Consider the following 16,523-nt stretch of genomic DNA (forward strand, 5'->3'; position numbering starts at 1 on the left):
ATCGAAAGGCGGCTGCATTTTATCATTTACTGTCAAAGCTTGTTTGCTTCACTTTTAATTCATTCAAATCAATGCTTGGCGTGGCCCGTTTAACCGCATTTTTCACTTCTTTAAACGTAATAAACTGCTTATTGTTAGGATCGTATAGTTTGTAACGGAGCGATTCTAAGCTCGTTTTAATCGTAATTGTCGTTGCCATATGAAGTGGCGGGGTTGACTCATGTGCTAATTCTAAATTGTAGTTTGGAACACGCGGTGCCAAATGATGGACATGGTGGAAGCCGATGTTGCCGGTCGCCCATTGAAGAACTTTTGGCAATTTGTAATACGAGCTACCTTCCACTGCCGCTTTCACGTAATCCCACTCGGATTCCTCTTCGAAATAGGAATCTTCGAATGTATGTTGAATGTAGAATAGCCAGATGCCAAGCGCCGCCGCGACAAACATGATCGAGCCTTGCACGATAAGGAACGACTGCCAGCCGACGAGCAATACGATGATCGAATAGAGCGCGACGAGAACGACGTTCGTCAAGTACGTGTTCATTCGTTCTTTTCGACGTGCATCTTTCCGGTTGATCCTCCCTATAATGAGGACTAAATATATCGGTCCGAGTCCGAACATGACGAGCGGATTTCGGTAGCAGCGGTACATAAATCGTTGCCAAGTTGATGCTTCGACGTATTCTTCGATTGTCATGACCCAAATGTCTCCGACGCCCCGCTTATCGAGGTTCGAGCTTGTCGCGTGGTGAATTGCATGCTCACGTTTCCACTTTTCGTACGGGAACAATGTGAGGATCCCGGTAATCGTACCGACAATGTCATTCGCTTTTTTATTCTTGAAAAATGAACCGTGCGTGCAGTCGTGGAAAATGATAAATGTCCGTACGACAAAGCCCGCTGCAATGACGGCAATTCCGATTGTTAACCATATCGATACCGACAAACTTTGGTACGCCAAAAACCAAAGTAAAAATATAGGTGGAACTGTATTCATCAGTTGAATGACACTCTTTTTCAAGTCCGACTTCGCATAAGGTGCAACTTCTTTGTGCAACTGCATCGTTTTCTCCTTGCTCATTGTAAACGCCTCCCCGAAAATTTCCTTATAATTCATACTAAAGGATGGACAGGCTGCGCAGAATAGATGAACGTCATGACTTTGCATATGATAAGTGTCATTTATTGTGAATGTGTTCACAATGTGTGGTTGAGGATGCGCTTGCTTTGGACGCGGAACGCTTCACTTTGGGCCCGGGATGCTTCACTTTGGACGCGGAATGCTTTGCTTTGGACGCGGGATGCTTCACTTTGGACGCGAAGCGGCTTGCTTTGGACGCGGAATGCTTCACTTTGGGCGCGGAATGCTTCACTTTGGGCGCGGAATGCTTCACTTTGGACGCGGAGTGGCTTGCTTTGGACGCGGGGCGCTTCACTTTGGACGCGCAAATAAAAAAACAGACACCTCGTTAAGAGATGCCTGCACCTTTTACCCGTTTGCTTCGACGGCTGACGTAATGTTGGATTGACTAATTCCGTAATGGCTTGCATGCCATACCGCTTCGCCGCCCTTTATTAACAAGAGCTGCGGGCTTTCGTGCCGAATGCCCAATTTACTTTCGACTTCATTTGACAGCGCGCGGCTTCTTTGGACAATTAAATAGTATTTCGGAATATCTGTTTCGAACTTGTCAAACACCCGATACCCCGCGACGCTTACCGGGCACGTTGAGCTATGCTTCATGAAGAAGATGGGTTCTTTCCTAGATTGATTCCGAACTTGCTCCCATTCTTCCATGGATTGGATCTCTTTCATTGATGTTATCTCCTTTCCCTTCGTGATAGGCCTTCCCATATACGACTTACTATCTTATTACCCCTTTACGACGCTAATTAAATCTTTCCTGTGGGCGAATAATAGAAAAGCAACGACGAGGATGGCGGCTACCGTTTGTGGCCATTCCTTCGTCAATGCAAATAGGAAAAGCGGTGACAGTGCCATTGCACTTAATCCGACAAGGCTGAAGTTTTTTAGGAATGGATAAAAAACAAGGAATACAACAACAAAACAGGCGACAACGAGTGGGTTGAAAGCCAGCATCCCACCGATGAATGTCGATACTCCTTGCCCGCCACGGAATTTATAAATGACCGGAAAAATATGACCCGCCATGACAGCAAAGATGCACATGAGTTGAAGCCATTCGTCCATCCCCATCGATTTGGCAAATAAGACAATAATGGCCCCTTTTAACGCGTCACCTAAAAAGACCAATAGGAATGCGGTTTTGCCAAGCACCCTTCCTGCATTCCGCGCGCCTGGGTTTCCACTTCCTGCCGATCGAATATCTTGTCGATACATCTTTTTCCCGATGACGGTTGCCATCAGCAAATTTCCGACAAAATAGGCGACTATAAGCAATAGAACTACTACCATACCTATCCACATCCCTTTTCCACTTCACTATATGCAGCGTCACGTCTTTTCCTGTACAATATGTCGCAGAAGAAAGGATGATCTAGTTGAAGAAATCACGAATTCGCCTCTCCGTGGCCATTAGTTTATCTGTTTTATTCGGAAGCGCCTTTGCGTTCATTGTCATTGCGATTCTCAGTGGCATGATCATTGGCTTTGACAGGTCAATTATCGATGCCATCCAAGGCTTAGAAGCGTCGTGGCTGACATCTATTATGCTCGCTTTCACATTTATCGGCTCCACGAAAGTCGTCATGGTTCTTATTATTGCAATGACCGCCTATTTACTATGGGGGCTGCGCGCAAGGAGCCAAGCCTATTTCTTTTTCTTTGCGATGATAGGGACGATCGTGTTGAATCAAACCTTGAAATTCATTTTCAAACGGGACCGGCCTGAATTCCATCGGCTCGCTGAAATTGGCGGATACAGTTTCCCGAGCGGCCATGCCATGATGGGGTTCAGCCTTTATGCACTGTTCGCAATTTTACTTTGGCGCCGTATCCGGTCGACAGCGGGAAGAATCGCCTTAGTAGCTTTCGCGATTTTCATGTTCAGCATGATTGCGATAAGTCGCATTTATCTCGGTGTCCATTATCCGAGTGACATCCTTGGTGGTATGTTTGCAAGCGCATTTTGGCTCACCTTAACGATTTTCCTGTTCGTCCAATTCCAGAAACGGAAGAAACGCCGCCTCGCCAAACAATGACGAGGCGCTTTTCATTCCATAAATTTCGACGCATCCTCATCGGATAAAATTCGCGGCTCAAAGTTCCCTACTTCCATATATTCGACGCGCTCATCCACTGTAATTTTGAACACGTATGGATCACTCGTCTTTTCGACTGACTGAACGGTCGATTGCATTTTTTCGTAATACCCTTTCACTTCCTGCTCCACCCAAAACGGCACCTCTGCCTTAGGAACGGCAGCTTCCTTCTCTCTCTGCTCTTCATCCCATTGCCGCTTCGCTACAGGATCCATGCGAAAATAAATTTTCTGCAACGTATCAATTACTTCTCCGAATCCGATGATTAACAAACCATACAGGAAATGCGTTGCAATAATGCCGAGGAAAGCAAATAAGGCAGTACCCGATACCCCGCCCCCATAATGCATTCCTCCCCAATCACCATGCATATGATGGCCGCCCATTTGCACCATGAGCGATAACGAGAAGATTCCTTGGATGACTCCCCATCCAATTACAACAGCGCCGGCAATCTTAATGATATATCCGATGAAACTCTGTTTCGTAAACAAGTTATTCATTGTGACCACCCTCCCATTTTATTTTCTACCTATCTTGTGTACGATTGAGTGACTCGAATAGTTTCATTATAAGGAGGTTGGACATGCTTCCATTTACAGAACGGGTTATACAAATCATTCGGGACATCCCAGCAGGCCGCGTCATGACGTATGGCCAAGTGGCTGGCGCAGCAGGTAATCCGCGAGGCGCAAGACAAGTCGCTAGAATCCTCCATTCAATGAGCGCCAAATACGATTTGCCTTGGCACCGGGTCATTAATGCGCAAGGCGGTATCTCAACTTCCGACGAGGAAGAAGGCGGCTTACAACGAAAGTTGCTTGAGGCGGAAGGTGTAGAATTCATGGAAAACGGGAAAGTAGATTTACGAGTCTATCGATGGTTTCCTAAAGAGGATTTCATGTGGTAAAGTATCAACTATGCCTAAGCTGGACGATGTTAAATCGTCCGCCGTTCGCGACGAATTACACGTTGGACGGACAACACCCGGTCTATTTTGAATGTGCGTTTTTCATGGCGCAAATAGCAATAGGCCGTGAATGAATCCATACCGACGACAAGAATACGGATGCGTCTTTTCGACAGAGCCCCATCTGCTCGCATATAAATCATTTCCGCCAATTCTTGTCGTTGACATAATTTAAGTAAAGCTTGTCGCATAGCTCCCATCTCCATTCGAAACATTTGTTCTTATGCTATGCGAACAGCGAGAAATTAATAACTCTATTTCATTAGAAAGGGGGTGAAAACTATGTGGAATGACTTTAAGAAATTTGCTTTTAAAGGAAACGTCCTCGACCTTGCAATCGCCGTCGTCATCGGGGCAGCATTCGGGAAAATTGTATCGTCGCTCGTTGATAACATCATTATGCCAATCATCGTCGCACTCACAGGGAAGGTTGACGTCTCCAAACTTGAAGTGTCAATGGGGGAGACTCCTCTTAAATACGGCCTATTTTTGCAATCTATTATCGATTTTCTTATCATTGCCTTCTCGATTTTCCTATTCGTCCGGTTACTCATGAAGTTCAAACGTAAAGAAGAGCCTGCAAAGGAAAAAGCACCAGCTATTGATGCGAAAGAAGAATTATTGAAAGAAATCCGTGATTTATTGAAGGAAAAACAATGATATTGAACCACGTTCGCGAGTGTTATGACGCAATCTGGTGAAGTTATGCTCACTTCGAGACTTTTGACCCTCAATTATTAAGTAAACCAGTTAATGGCCAACAAGAAATTAGCTTCCACGGATCATAACCGCGGTAAATTATCTTTTTTCTCATACTCACAACCTCGCGCCAAATGCTTTTGACATTCTAAAAAAGTTTTGCGCGAGTTTGCGAGTGTCATGACGCAATCTTGCGGAGTTATGCGCGAGTTTCGACTAGTTATGACGCAATCTAGCGAATTTATGCTCACTTCGGGACTTTTGACCCTACCCCCAAGCAATTAATTTAATGGGCAAAAGGCATTCAGCGCGAGAAGTCAGCACTTTTAACAAATATTCTCCTCAGCCGAGACACCTCTCCGTAGCAGTAACTGAAAGGCCTACTTACTAGAACTAATTTCTTACAGGCCTTCTCATTATCATTTCCGAGTATAATTTTATTTTCTTCTCCAAAAGAATCTCAAGGTCTTTTAAATTAACAGAGTAAGCCGCTCCTCTTTTCTCCCCTGAATAGGACAACCCCATCTTCTTTAACATCCTGACTACCTTATCCCTGCTATTAATTCGAAGAAACTTACGAACTTCACTGTTTGTAAGTTTAAAATCGACTAACATGCAATATTCCACTACTGCCTGAATATGTGCATATTTGTCGGAATGCCCACATTGGTTACATCCCCATCCATTGTAAATAGCATGCATGCCATGTGTTCCGCAAACTTCACAACGCACACCTGTAATCAATTCGGATAGTGATAAATTATAATTCTTTATCAAAGGAAAAGGATTGTATTCATTCGATGAGAAAGAGAGTTTTGACGCTACTGATTTGAGGGTTTGTGAGTCAAGAGATGGGGAGGTCTCTTCAGGCTTCCTTAAAAAAACCGGGATTTCATTGGGGAATAATACAGTTAAATCTTTTCGGATATTTTCAAAACTTTGCTGCGGTCGGGGGAAAACGACAGCACCTTTAATAGGAATGGAAAAGCCATTTGCGTAGAACCAATCGTTCAATAGCATCATGTTCCGCTCCAGTTGCACAGACGGACATTCGAATGAATCGATTTTTCCATTTTCAAGCACCCGCGTCAGTTGTTTTTGGTCTTTCGGGAACTCGATTCGACCAGCAATATTCTTCATTTCCAAAATGACAGCACTATGTCTTGAAATGAAAAGGGTATCTATCTGGAATCTCCCGGTCGATTGGAGATGCAAATCATGTAATATGTAATGTTCAAACGGAAAGCTGTATTTCGTAAAAACACTTTCTAAAATCCGTTCACCATTTTCGCCAGCCCTAATTCTGCGTGCCTCTTCCTCAATATTTTGAGCAAGAGGATGATTTGCTGGCAATCGTCTCGATAAAGCTTCGATACCAATCAGTTTCAACGGCAATGATTTTCTTTTAATAATCAATATGTGCCACCTCCTATGGTTATAGTAGCATGTTGAAATGTGTTGGACAATTACCAAATTTATAATTATCAATTATATTTAATTTTCGAGACGTGGATCTCCTCATTTGCCAATTTACAACCTCGCGCCAAATGCTTTTGACGTTCTAAGGGAAGTTTTGCGCGAGTTAGCAAGTGTTATGACGCAATCTTGGGGAGTTATGCGCGAGTTTGGACTAGTTATGACGCAATCTAGTGAAGTTATGATCAAATCAGGACTTTCCACCCACCTAAAACACCTCTAAAATTTTCACAAATCCCAATTCCGACAACCTTGTGACTCCCATTGCCACCTACCAGAACTGATGATACAATGATATATAGGATTTATGATAATAAGGAGTGAAGTTTTCATGTGGTTCTTATACATCATGTTCATTTTGTTCGCTTTTATCGCTATTGGCACAATAACTGGTCTTGTCAGCACATTCAACAATCATAAGTGATTGTTGAAGTGCTTTTTTTGTGGAATCGCGTCATGATGGTGTCAAATTACAAAAGGTGTCCCGCAGCCGAATGGCCTGGGACACCTTTTCATTTATGTTTGGGGAGGTAGTATATCAGGTGGCTTAAAGTTGTCTCGTCCTTTTGCATGTGTATCCATACTATCATTCGGCTCGAGCGCCATGACGGTTCCCGTTCCAGCAAACGATGCAAAGATTGCAGCCAATAGTAGAATGGATAATTTCTTTTTCATCATTGATCATCTCCTTTCTCGTAGTAGTACAAACTATACGTATCCGCTTTTCCATCGTTTCCAATGGAGCGATGATAGTTTGCCAATTTCCATGCAATACTTCTTGCTTCTCCTATATAACCATGTTTAATGAAAAAAGGAAATGCAGTTTGTTCACAAAAGTCCGAAAGTTCCTGTTGGGATATTTTCATCTTTCGAAAGTATGTTAACAGCGTCATCAAATATGGGTCTTCTTTCCTCTTCGTTATTGCATCTAATTCCTCAATTAATGAGTCCATTTCAATATTACCTTCCGATGCTGTGTGAAGCAGGTGAATTAAGATTGCTTGATAATAATCGGTTCCGGGTTCCAGTAGCGCTTTTAATTCACATAGCATTTCGTATGCTGATTTATGGAGACCTCTTCGATTTTGCAATACGGAATAGTTATAGAGTGCCCCTTGGTACAACTCGTCCATCCCCATTATTTTTGCATTGCGGAGGATCGTTTTGAACAAATTGTCCGCCTGCATCGTGAAGTCACGATTTGTATAGTTAATGGCCAATAGAAGCTGGGCGTGGAGAAGGCGGATATAATTGCAGTCTTTCAGAAAATGATCAACAGCCATTTCCGCGAAGTATGTCGATCTGCCGTACTGTGCTCTGTTGTGAAGCAAATAAGCTTTTTGATAAAACAGCTCCCCTTCAAACAGCATCGGAATTCTTTCCCGGTATTGTTCAATTCGTTGTAGGCGATTTTCCGCTTCAGTAAAGTTTTGCGAGAAAATGTCGTACATAAGGTAAATGACTTTGGATACGCCTTTTTCGTAATCTGTAAATGACGATTCCATCCGCCTCAAGATGGAGGTTTGCTGTGTTGCGCGAGGCATGTCCCGTTTGAATAAATAATAGCGCAGTTTATAGAGCTCATACCTGTTCACCAAGTCCGTAGATTGCAAATAGTCTTCTTGCGTAGATAGCTCTATATATACTTCCTCCATCGATTTCAAATCGTAATAGACTGAATGCATGACAAAACTCTCTACTTTCTCTTTCCAATCGTCATACGTTGCCACCTCGCGCTCCCAATCGATACCCATCCGTTGAAACAGCTCGTTAATTGTTTCGGTGCGGGGAATGGTTTTATTCGATTCGATTTTACTTAAATGGGAGATAGAGCAGATGCCTTTGCATAGCTCGGCCTGTGTTAAATCGTTTCTCATTCGATAGTATTTTAGGATGGATCCGATATTCATCATTCGCACCCCTTTGTTTTCTTATAATTCAAACATATCATTTTGAATAAATGAAAACATGAGAAAACAGTCCCAGGGGAGGAAGGGACTGTTTTAGGCCTATTCTATAGGATGTTCATTAAGCAGTAACGTCACGTTTTACAAACGTTGTGTAACTGACTAAGAGGAAAACGACGATATAAACGGATAATACAGCGAGCGAGAAAGGCATCGTTAAATCAGGAACTAACATCATGCCTGTTTCAAATTGGGTCAAGTCCATATGTGTGAACAGCAAGTATTTCGCGATTTCGTATTTCGAAAGTAACGCGCTTATTGTCGAGCCTGTGAAATAAATGAAAAGTGACAGTCCGATTGCAAGCGAACTCGACCGGAACACACTACCGACCGTAAACGCGAATGTTGCTGTGACAAAAACGCTACCGAATGAAAGAAGAAGCATATACAAGCTCTTGCCCCAAACCGACCAGCTCGACAGGCTCTCTCCTCCACCTGATTTGAATAAAAGAACCGCAAATAGGATGTGGACAAAATAACCAATGAGCATGAGGAACATGCCAAACAAATTCACCGTAAGGAACTTGGACAGAAGAATCTTCCACCGTTTCACCGGGCGCGTCAGCAACATTTTAATCGTCCCTTGCGAAAACTCGGACGCGACTATACCCGCTGCAACGATAACGGTCAGCAATAGGACAGTTGAGCCTAGCGACGACGGATCTTGAACTATCATTTCCCTTGTCATCTCACCGCCCATTCCTTGCATATTAATCCACTTCATTAACCCCATCATGCCCGCCGTAATAATTATTAGAATGCCAGTCATGACCCACGTCCCTTTTTTATGCCACAATTTCATCCATTCATTTTGTATAAGCTTCAGCAATTTGGCCACCTCCAGTCATTTCTAGGAACTCATCTTCCAACGTCTTCCGATGCGGCTGAACCGCATACAGTTGCAGCCCTTCGGCAATGAACGACTCGACCAAGCCTGGAATTTGGTGCTGTTCTGCATTAACGAGCAATCCATCTTTTACGTCTTCTACCGTAAATCCACCGTCCGTAAGCAATTGCTTCGCCCTCTCCGCAGGCGTTGCTTCTATATAATAGACAGCTTCCCGCGTCTCGGTCATTTCTCGTATATCGATGAGCTTGCCGTTTTGAATAATGGCAATCCGGTCGCACATCTGCTCAATCTCGGAAAGCATATGGCTAGAAACGAAGACAGATACCCCTTCTGTTTCGGCAATTTTCCGTAAGTATTCACGAAATTCGCGGATTCCTGCAGGATCCAGTCCATTTGTCGGTTCATCCAAAATTAAGAACTTTGGACGGTGCAATAGCGCTTGCGCTAAACCGAGACGTTGGCGCATTCCTAATGAATACGTCCCTACTTTCTCGTGGATCCGGTTTTGCAATCCGACTTGACGAACGACTTCATCGATTCGCTCCTTCGTCACTCCTTTATGCATGCGCGCGAAATGCACTAAATTCTTGTATCCTGACATGAACTTATACATTTCCGGATTTTCGACGATGACTCCAACTTTCGAAAGGCCTTCCTCAAAATTGTCACGGAGCGATACCCCATCAATTATGATGTCGCCCCCCGTCTCCTTCATAAGTCCAACAATCATTCGTATCGTCGTCGTTTTACCCGCCCCGTTCGGACCGAGGAAGCCTGTAATTTGCCCCGGATACATCGACAAATTTAAATTGTCGATGATCTTCTTATTTTTAATTGTTTTGGATAAACTCTTTAATTCCACTACCGGTTTCATTTCTCCAACACCCTTTCTACTTGCCGATCCTTAAATAAAGACACCATCCAGCTCGTCGCGTCCACTCCATAAAAATCCCTTATTTCGTCGATTGCCTCATGAGCGATTACCTGCCCGCCCCGCATGACGATAATTTCATCGAGTAACGGTTCGACTTCTCGAATCTCATGCGTCGACATAATAACTGTCTGGCGCTCCGGATCTGTAAAGCGGATAAGCCCTTTCGCAATATCATCCCGCACCATCGGGTCAAGCCCTGAAAACGGTTCGTCAAGCAAATAGTAGTCCGCTTCTCGTGCAAGTGTCACCGCAATTTTCACACGCCCCCGGTTCCCTTTCGACAAGCTTTTCATCTTCGATTCAGGAGAAACGTTTAAGAACTGCACGATTTCCTTCGCCTTGTTAACATCAAAGTCTGCAAACTGCGAGTCGTAAAAGTCAATAAGCTGTTGCACCGTGAAATACGGATAGAACGTATCGGCGTCGGACATATACGCAATATGCGTGGCAATTTGACGACTAATCAGCTTATTATCAAACCTCGCGCTCCCGGAATTCGGCACTAACAGGCCCGCGATAAGCTTCAACAACGTCGACTTCCCACTACCATTTTCACCGACAAGACCGATCACTTTCCCTCTCGGAATCGACAATGTTACATCTTGTAACGCCTTTTTACTGCCATATTTCTTCACAATATTCTTCAATTCAATCATTCTCGCCACCCCGTTCCTGCAAACACTTTATAATTTCATCCGTCGTAAAACCAAAAGCCGCCACATTTTGAAGGAATGTCGCGACGAGTTGCTCCTTCATTTCATTGCGAAGCCCAGCGATCCTCTCCTGATCCTCTGTCACGAACGATCCCTGTCCCCTTCTCGTCTCAGTGACCTCCATTTGCTCCAACTCCTTGTATACGCGCTGCATCGTGTTTGCATTCACGCCGGCTTCCACAGCGTACTCACGAACGGACGGTAACTTCTCCCCCGCTGCAAGCGTGCCCCGCATTATATCCCCTAAAATCCGGTCGATGAGCTGCTGGTAAATTGGCTTATTCGGTGAAAAATCAATGCTCATCGTCAGTACCTCACTTTCTTTTCAAGCAGAGTAGCTCCGCTAGCGAATAATACGATTGAAACGGCGATGTATATGAACGTGCTAGCAAGGGGTCCCATTGTCTTCAACACAACCGTCAAAAATCCCCATATCATCAACCCAATAATAAAGATAGGGATGAGTGAAATCAGTGCCGCGAACCAACCAAGTCTAATTTCTAAAACTTTATAGATTACCCATATGAGCAAGCTCGCCGTCATGATAAAAATGGCTGTGACCAGCAATTTTTGTAATGTGATCATACCAGGGACGAACCCTGCGAAACCGCCCATGAAATAAGCGATTACCCCTATTCCGCTCCAGATTAATATGAATCCCACAACCGCAAGAAGCGCCATTGCCATTTTCACAAATAATAGCTTCCAAATTGAAGCGGGTGAATGTAGCCATAGTTCCGGCTGTTTCAAATCCACTTGCAGGCTATGGAGAAATAATCCCATGCCTATAAACGTAAGTATCGTTGAAAACATATCTGTAAGCTCAACGGAATCCACAATACCGCCTACCGCCGCAGGTGTAAAACTAGATACAGCAATCCCGATGAAAAAGACGACAAAGATGACCGCCGTGAGCCTCATAAGCACCCACTCTTTTCTCAATAAACCATTCCAGCCCGTCATAGCCTCACCTTCTTATCAAAGAGAGTGATTGTCAAAAAGAACAAACCACCTGTAAATAAAACAGCAAACATGATTTCTCCGGCATATTGAACCGTATTCGTAAAGGTGAAGTATCCGTATCGGACATCAATCTGCTGGTTTTTCATAGCCAATAAATCGAAGCCGCCGACCTGTATGAACTTCTCATAAAAACTAGAGCTCGTAACCTCGCCGTAAACTCGTACTGAAATGACGAATAATACTAATGTAACGACAAAAGAAAATCCTTTAAGCAATGGTTTCAGTAACTGATCAATGATAATAAAGAAAAACCCGTAAACCATGACTTGAATTGACCCTAGAAAAACTGTGCCGATCAATAGGCTTCCGTAGAAAAGTAATTCACCGAAGATAGCTTCTGGTTGTGGTGTTAGTGCGTATCGAACTGCCACAACAATTACCGGAATGAGCAAATACGCCAATCCCATTCCAGCCGACATAGCCATCTTCACGCTAACTAGCCTCATAGTTGAAGCCGTCGAATGCAGCCATAAATCCGGAATCTTCATATCCTTGTTAAACATCATCGCTAATGCAATAACGGGCACAAATATACAAGCCGCCGCTGCGACGAAACTAATGAACATCGTCATTTCAAAACTAGAAACGTCCCCATTTGCAAGCACGCCCGCAAATGATGGCAAGATGAACAGCCCGGATAGGAGCAAAATGACTATCACGATAATCTGCCCTCTCCACTGGATCCATTCCTTTTGCAATAAACCATTCCATTGCTTCATCCGTCTACCCCCTTCTGTATTGGTGTATTAGTTACATAGTACACTACGATATGAGGATGTGTAAAGAGAATTGAATGAATCTTTTTAAATGAATAGAAAGTCCCTCTTATGTCAAAGGCATTTATCGCGACAAAAAAAGGTTGCCAAGATAATTTCCCCACGCGACTTATCACGGAGTCAATTATCTATAAGCAACCCTTATACATATTGTTTCATTTCGCGTCATGGCATCTCCTATCCATCTCATCTACACTTAAGATAACAACTTAAAAGGGGCGAATGACTATGACGCAATTTCTTATCGGCATTGACCATATCCAAATCGCAGCACCTCCTCACTCGGAAGAACAGGCACGCGAATTTTACGGGAAGCTACTCGGAATGGAGGAAACTCCGAAGCCTGAAAACTTGCAAGCGCGTGGCGGTTGCTGGTTCAAATGCGGCGCGCAAGAAGTCCATATTGGCATCCAGGATGATTTTATACCCGCCAAAAAAGCGCATCCCGGCTTCACCGTACATGCGCTTGAACAATTGAAATCTCGATTAGAAACAGCCGGACACAAAATTTCTGAAGAACCACCAATCGCAGGACGCGCCCGCTTCTTCACAAACGACCCGTTCGGCAATCGAATTGAGTTTTTGGAGTTTGAGTGACAAAAAACCGCCCTATCCAAGGCGGCTTTCCGTTAATGTTTAATTTCCCTGCGCAACTTACGATGTTCTCTGCGGGCAGGGCCTGTGTCGAATAATCGTTTTTCTGCTTCGGTTTCCGGATAGACTCCTGGAACCGGTGTTGGTTTGTGGTTTTCATCCATGGCTACCATCGTCAGGAAAGATTCCGTCGTCAGCTTTTTCGCGCCGGTCAACAGATCCGTCGAATGCACTGTGACAAATATTTCCATGGACGTGCGTCCCGTTGAGCTAACGACAGCTTCTAGTTCGAGCACGTCCCCAACCTTCGCGGACGACAGGAAGTCGACCGAATCGATGGAGGCAGTGACGGCAGCATTCCTATTCGAATGTTTCATCGCCGTAATGGCGGCTATTTCATCTATGTACGCCAGCACCTTTCCACCAAAAATCGTCTGTAGGTGGTTTGTGTCCGGCGGCAATACAAGCTTCGTAATGATCGTGCGTGAAAGACTCATCGGTCTCTGTTCCATCGTTCCATCTCCCTTTTGATACTCACTTTCAGTACCTATCTTACAACGGTAACGAGCGGAAGTCCCCGATTACGTCTCTCATGCTTTACAATTAATTGTCCAATCATTTTTTATACGAGTACCGCCAACTCGGAATATACCCGTTTCAACTCCTGTTGTAGTTGCCATTGGTTCACACCGAGAAAGCGGCAATGTACTGCATTTCCTGCAAGCCTCGTCACGCCAGCTTTTAATCCATTGCCGACATTTAACGCTTCCTGAATTGTCCGCAGATCGATTTCGTTCACCTTTTCCGAAACGAGCCAAATGGAACCGACATATAGTGCCTCTTCCAGTAAACCAAGCCCATTTAGATGCACATTCTGCGGAGCGAAGTGAAGGCTGTCGAAAGCGAGCAACTCCCCTTCGACATAAATCTTCATCTTTGATTTTAATGAAGAAAAAGCGAATACTTCCCCGCGCAACTCCCTACCAGGCGCGATAATTTCGCCCCAAAGCAACGTAGCGTCTTGCGCCATACGAATTGTCGTTTCCATCTGAAATTTGGAATTTGCAAACGGAATAATGACTTCAGGCATCCAATCGAGACGAGAATCTTCCGCAAGCTCCACATCAATCGTGTGGACACATGTTTCACCCGTATGCGACTGGTATACTTTCAATGCAGATTGTTGGACGATTCGCGTCTTGCTTCCCGGTAAAAGGCGGATTGAAATTTCATTGCGGTCGCCTGCTACCATTCCACCCGACGATTCCATCACATATACCGTCGCCGTAGGATCCTTGCCTCGATAAAGCTCACGGCTCGCTTTCAACGGAGGTTGCTGGAATACATGCGGCATCCGTGTGTAGCCTCTTCTCGGCTCAAACACCATGTTCAGCTTTCCATAGTGATTCAGTCGAATCGCTTTACTCACCACTTGCTTTCCTCTTTCCTTCTAGAAGCATATTTTGTTTAATCCAATCGACAATCTGATCTACGTTTTTCCTCGTCCGAACGTCGGCAAAGATATAAGGACGGCCACCTCTCATCTTCTCCACGTCGCTCTTGTACAAGTCAAGATCGACACCGACATGCGGGGCGAGATCTGTTTTATTGACTAATAAAAGATCGGATCTCGTTAACGCAGGACCGCCTTTCCTCGGAATATCTTGTCCTTCCGCAACGTCAATTACAAAAATGAACCCATCTACTAGTTCAGGGCTGAACGTCGCGGACAAGTTATCGCCGCCACTTTCTACGAAAACGATATCGAGATCATTGTAACGGCTCTTTAACTCATCAATTGCAGCGAAGTTCATAGAAGCATCTTCACGGATTGCCGTATGTGGGCATCCGCCAGTCTCCACTCCGACGATCCTGTTTTCTTCTAACACGCCATGATGCATGAGGAACTGCGCATCTTCGCGTGTATAAATATCATTCGTAATAACTGCAACGTTATAGTCTTCATGCATTGCGCGAGTCAGCTGGTCGACGAGCGATGTTTTGCCCGATCCGACAGGACCCCCGATACCGATACGTACTGGTTTCATAAATAGAAACGCCTCCTGTTATGAAATAAATAATCTTGAATATAAATACTCGTGTTTCATCGATGCAAGCTCAATCCCTAGCGCGTTGTTGCTAATGTCAGCCTCCTGTAAACTTGCTACAAGTCCAGCAGCTGCAACGACTTCTTCCGCTAATTGGTGCATCGCCTGCACACCTGTAGTTTGCCCGAAAGGTACTGCACGAACAGCATTTTGTATAAGCCCGTTCACCGATGAAAATAAATACGAAAGAACAGCATAATGCGCATCCACATTATTAACTGCGCAATAAATGCCGTACAGGATTGCATAATGTCCTTTAATTTCATTCGCACTAATCCGGTCTTTCCAATTATCAAAGAAAGTATCCTCAACAAGTGGTGAAACTGTACGGATAAATTGCCTGCCCAAATGAACGCTCGCATCCCGGGACTCCTTTGCAAGTTTTATTGCCCCGCAAAGGCTTTCCAATTGCAGAAGTCGATCCGTATCGCCATTTTTCGCCGCCTCATATGCTTCTCGAATGAGGATCGCATCGCCATAAACTAGATTTTGATAGAGGAAGGTCGTACAATACGCAATGAGTTCTTCTTTTGTCCGGATCGCGTCTTCCTGAATATACGTTTCCATCCCGTATGATTGTGTATACGTGCCTATTGGGAACGCCGAATCGTGAATTTGGAGTAGACGTAAAAACTGTATTTCAGTGGGAATGGCCACGATATTTAAAAGGTTGTTTGAAGCGTCGTTCTGTCGTTTCATAGTCTACACCCACCTCATCTAATAATGGCGCTAGCGTATGATCTGCGCGGACGACAATTTCATCTTTTTCGATTAAGGCAGGCGTATGGCGATTGCCAAGCTCAAATGCGGTCTTGCCCATTTCGACCATATCTTTCGGTCGGATGACGATGACCTTTTCCATTTTTGTCCGGATGACGATGCAACGTTCATCGTCTTCGTACAGTACATCACCGTAATGCAACGGCTCTTCCTTATCGATGCGCAATGCAATATCCGTGCCTTCCGTCGTTTCTGTCCGCAAAATCCGCTTGCTTAATTCTTCCCATTCAAGTTCAACCCATTCAATGCGCTTTCCCGTTACTTCTTCTGTTTCACCGATATTTCGAACTACTTTTTCAATTAACATCTTGTATTCTCCTTCTTCGCAAAGACTACGGTTTTAGTAAACTAACATCTAGACTCCGGATACCGGATGCTTGGATCATA

At 44.4% G+C, this 16,523-nt stretch carries 24 protein-coding genes; 5 read left to right on the forward strand and 19 right to left on the reverse strand.

The window, feature by feature from the left end; all coding sequences use genetic code 11:
- Positions 1-22 precede the first annotated feature (22 nt).
- Positions 23-1,084: a fatty acid desaturase gene (locus tag QM454_RS05125; protein ID WP_432362428.1), complete on the reverse strand. Its 1,062-nt coding sequence runs from the start codon at positions 1,082-1,084 to the stop codon at positions 23-25.
- A gap of 146 nt (positions 1,085-1,230) precedes the next feature.
- Between QM454_RS05125 and QM454_RS05130 the strand changes: the two genes are divergently transcribed.
- The gene (locus tag QM454_RS05130) at positions 1,231-1,476 is read left to right on the forward strand and encodes a hypothetical protein (RefSeq protein ID WP_432362430.1); all 246 of its coding nucleotides are present in this window, start codon (positions 1,231-1,233) and stop codon (positions 1,474-1,476) included.
- Positions 1,477-1,492: 16 nt separating this feature from the next.
- On the opposite strand, the gene ytxJ is transcribed toward QM454_RS05130, so the two are convergent.
- Both ytxJ and QM454_RS05140 read right to left on the reverse strand, forming a co-directional pair.
- Entirely contained in the window at positions 1,493-1,819 is a 327-nt protein-coding gene (ytxJ, locus tag QM454_RS05135) for a bacillithiol system redox-active protein YtxJ (protein WP_432362432.1), read from the reverse strand.
- Between the two features lie 57 nt (positions 1,820-1,876).
- A complete protein-coding gene (locus QM454_RS05140; protein WP_432362435.1) occupies positions 1,877-2,440 on the reverse strand; it encodes a glycerol-3-phosphate acyltransferase in 564 nt (187 codons plus the stop codon).
- An 86-nt stretch (positions 2,441-2,526) separates the two neighbouring features.
- Between QM454_RS05140 and QM454_RS05145 the strand changes: the two genes are divergently transcribed.
- On the forward strand, positions 2,527-3,186 hold the full coding sequence (locus tag QM454_RS05145) for a phosphatase PAP2 family protein (protein ID WP_432362437.1): 660 nt from the start codon (positions 2,527-2,529) through the stop codon (positions 3,184-3,186).
- A gap of 11 nt (positions 3,187-3,197) precedes the next feature.
- Here QM454_RS05145 and QM454_RS05150 read toward each other — a convergent pair whose 3' ends face one another.
- A complete protein-coding gene (locus QM454_RS05150; protein ID WP_432362440.1) occupies positions 3,198-3,749 on the reverse strand; it encodes a hypothetical protein in 552 nt (183 codons plus the stop codon).
- Positions 3,750-3,832: 83 nt separating this feature from the next.
- Between QM454_RS05150 and QM454_RS05155 the strand changes: the two genes are divergently transcribed.
- Positions 3,833-4,156 carry an MGMT family protein gene (locus QM454_RS05155; protein WP_432362442.1) on the forward strand — a complete coding sequence of 108 codons (324 nt, stop codon included), beginning with the start codon at positions 3,833-3,835 and terminating at the stop codon, positions 4,154-4,156.
- A 29-nt stretch (positions 4,157-4,185) separates the two neighbouring features.
- Here QM454_RS05155 and QM454_RS05160 read toward each other — a convergent pair whose 3' ends face one another.
- Positions 4,186-4,407 (reverse strand): transcriptional regulator, encoded by a 222-nt coding sequence (locus QM454_RS05160; protein ID WP_432362444.1) that lies wholly within the window; start codon positions 4,405-4,407, stop codon positions 4,186-4,188.
- A gap of 91 nt (positions 4,408-4,498) precedes the next feature.
- Between QM454_RS05160 and mscL the strand changes: the two genes are divergently transcribed.
- Positions 4,499-4,876 carry a large conductance mechanosensitive channel protein MscL gene (gene mscL, locus QM454_RS05165; RefSeq protein ID WP_432362447.1) on the forward strand — a complete coding sequence of 126 codons (378 nt, stop codon included), beginning with the start codon at positions 4,499-4,501 and terminating at the stop codon, positions 4,874-4,876.
- Between the two features lie 432 nt (positions 4,877-5,308).
- Here mscL and QM454_RS05170 read toward each other — a convergent pair whose 3' ends face one another.
- The 9 genes from QM454_RS05170 to QM454_RS05210 all read right to left on the reverse strand — a co-directional run bounded on the left by QM454_RS05170 (position 5,309) and on the right by QM454_RS05210 (position 12,597).
- Positions 5,309-6,331, reverse strand: coding sequence for a nuclease-related domain-containing protein (locus QM454_RS05170; protein ID WP_432362450.1), 1,023 nt, complete (start codon positions 6,329-6,331; stop codon positions 5,309-5,311).
- Between the two features lie 576 nt (positions 6,332-6,907).
- Positions 6,908-7,066 carry a hypothetical protein gene (locus QM454_RS05175; protein WP_432362452.1) on the reverse strand — a complete coding sequence of 53 codons (159 nt, stop codon included), beginning with the start codon at positions 7,064-7,066 and terminating at the stop codon, positions 6,908-6,910.
- Positions 7,066-8,301: a helix-turn-helix domain-containing protein gene (locus tag QM454_RS05180; protein ID WP_432362455.1), complete on the reverse strand. Its 1,236-nt coding sequence runs from the start codon at positions 8,299-8,301 to the stop codon at positions 7,066-7,068. The genes QM454_RS05175 and QM454_RS05180 overlap by 1 nt, the downstream gene beginning before the upstream one ends.
- Positions 8,302-8,419: 118 nt before the next feature.
- Positions 8,420-9,187, reverse strand: a complete 768-nt coding sequence (locus tag QM454_RS05185) for an ABC transporter permease (RefSeq protein WP_432362458.1) — start codon at positions 9,185-9,187, stop codon at positions 8,420-8,422.
- Entirely contained in the window at positions 9,165-10,082 is a 918-nt protein-coding gene (locus QM454_RS05190) for an ABC transporter ATP-binding protein (protein ID WP_432362461.1), read from the reverse strand. Before QM454_RS05190 ends, QM454_RS05185 begins: the two co-directional genes overlap by 23 nt.
- Positions 10,079-10,798, reverse strand: coding sequence for an ABC transporter ATP-binding protein (locus tag QM454_RS05195; protein WP_432362464.1), 720 nt, complete (start codon positions 10,796-10,798; stop codon positions 10,079-10,081). Before QM454_RS05195 ends, QM454_RS05190 begins: the two co-directional genes overlap by 4 nt.
- The gene (locus QM454_RS05200; RefSeq protein WP_432362466.1) at positions 10,791-11,159 is read right to left on the reverse strand and encodes a GntR family transcriptional regulator; all 369 of its coding nucleotides are present in this window, start codon (positions 11,157-11,159) and stop codon (positions 10,791-10,793) included. The genes QM454_RS05195 and QM454_RS05200 overlap by 8 nt, the downstream gene beginning before the upstream one ends.
- A 2-nt stretch (positions 11,160-11,161) precedes the next feature.
- Positions 11,162-11,818, reverse strand: a complete 657-nt coding sequence (locus tag QM454_RS05205) for a hypothetical protein (RefSeq protein WP_432362469.1) — start codon at positions 11,816-11,818, stop codon at positions 11,162-11,164.
- Complete coding sequence (locus QM454_RS05210; RefSeq protein WP_432362471.1) at positions 11,815-12,597, reverse strand: hypothetical protein; 783 nt, start codon at positions 12,595-12,597, stop codon at positions 11,815-11,817. The genes QM454_RS05205 and QM454_RS05210 overlap by 4 nt, the downstream gene beginning before the upstream one ends.
- A 285-nt stretch (positions 12,598-12,882) precedes the next feature.
- Here QM454_RS05210 and QM454_RS05215 point away from each other — a divergent pair, with 285 nt between their 5' ends.
- The gene (locus QM454_RS05215) at positions 12,883-13,251 is read left to right on the forward strand and encodes a VOC family protein (protein WP_432362474.1); all 369 of its coding nucleotides are present in this window, start codon (positions 12,883-12,885) and stop codon (positions 13,249-13,251) included.
- A gap of 32 nt (positions 13,252-13,283) precedes the next feature.
- On the opposite strand, the gene QM454_RS05220 is transcribed toward QM454_RS05215, so the two are convergent.
- From QM454_RS05220 to QM454_RS05240, 5 genes are all read right to left on the reverse strand, one after another.
- Positions 13,284-13,760: an acyl-CoA thioesterase gene (locus QM454_RS05220; RefSeq protein WP_432362477.1), complete on the reverse strand. Its 477-nt coding sequence runs from the start codon at positions 13,758-13,760 to the stop codon at positions 13,284-13,286.
- Positions 13,761-13,870: 110 nt separating this feature from the next.
- Positions 13,871-14,680 (reverse strand): urease accessory protein UreD, encoded by an 810-nt coding sequence (locus QM454_RS05225; RefSeq protein WP_432362480.1) that lies wholly within the window; start codon positions 14,678-14,680, stop codon positions 13,871-13,873.
- On the reverse strand, positions 14,670-15,296 hold the full coding sequence (gene ureG, locus QM454_RS05230) for an urease accessory protein UreG (RefSeq protein ID WP_432362483.1): 627 nt from the start codon (positions 15,294-15,296) through the stop codon (positions 14,670-14,672). Before ureG ends, QM454_RS05225 begins: the two co-directional genes overlap by 11 nt.
- Positions 15,297-15,314: 18 nt before the next feature.
- Entirely contained in the window at positions 15,315-16,055 is a 741-nt protein-coding gene (locus QM454_RS05235; protein WP_432362486.1) for an urease accessory protein UreF, read from the reverse strand.
- Entirely contained in the window at positions 15,997-16,443 is a 447-nt protein-coding gene (locus QM454_RS05240; RefSeq protein ID WP_432362489.1) for an urease accessory protein UreE, read from the reverse strand. The genes QM454_RS05235 and QM454_RS05240 overlap by 59 nt, the downstream gene beginning before the upstream one ends.
- Positions 16,444-16,523: the final 80 nt, after the last annotated feature.

This window comes from Sporosarcina sp. UB5, assembly GCF_050859005.1.
GTDB lineage: Bacteria > Bacillota > Bacilli > Bacillales_A > Planococcaceae > Sporosarcina.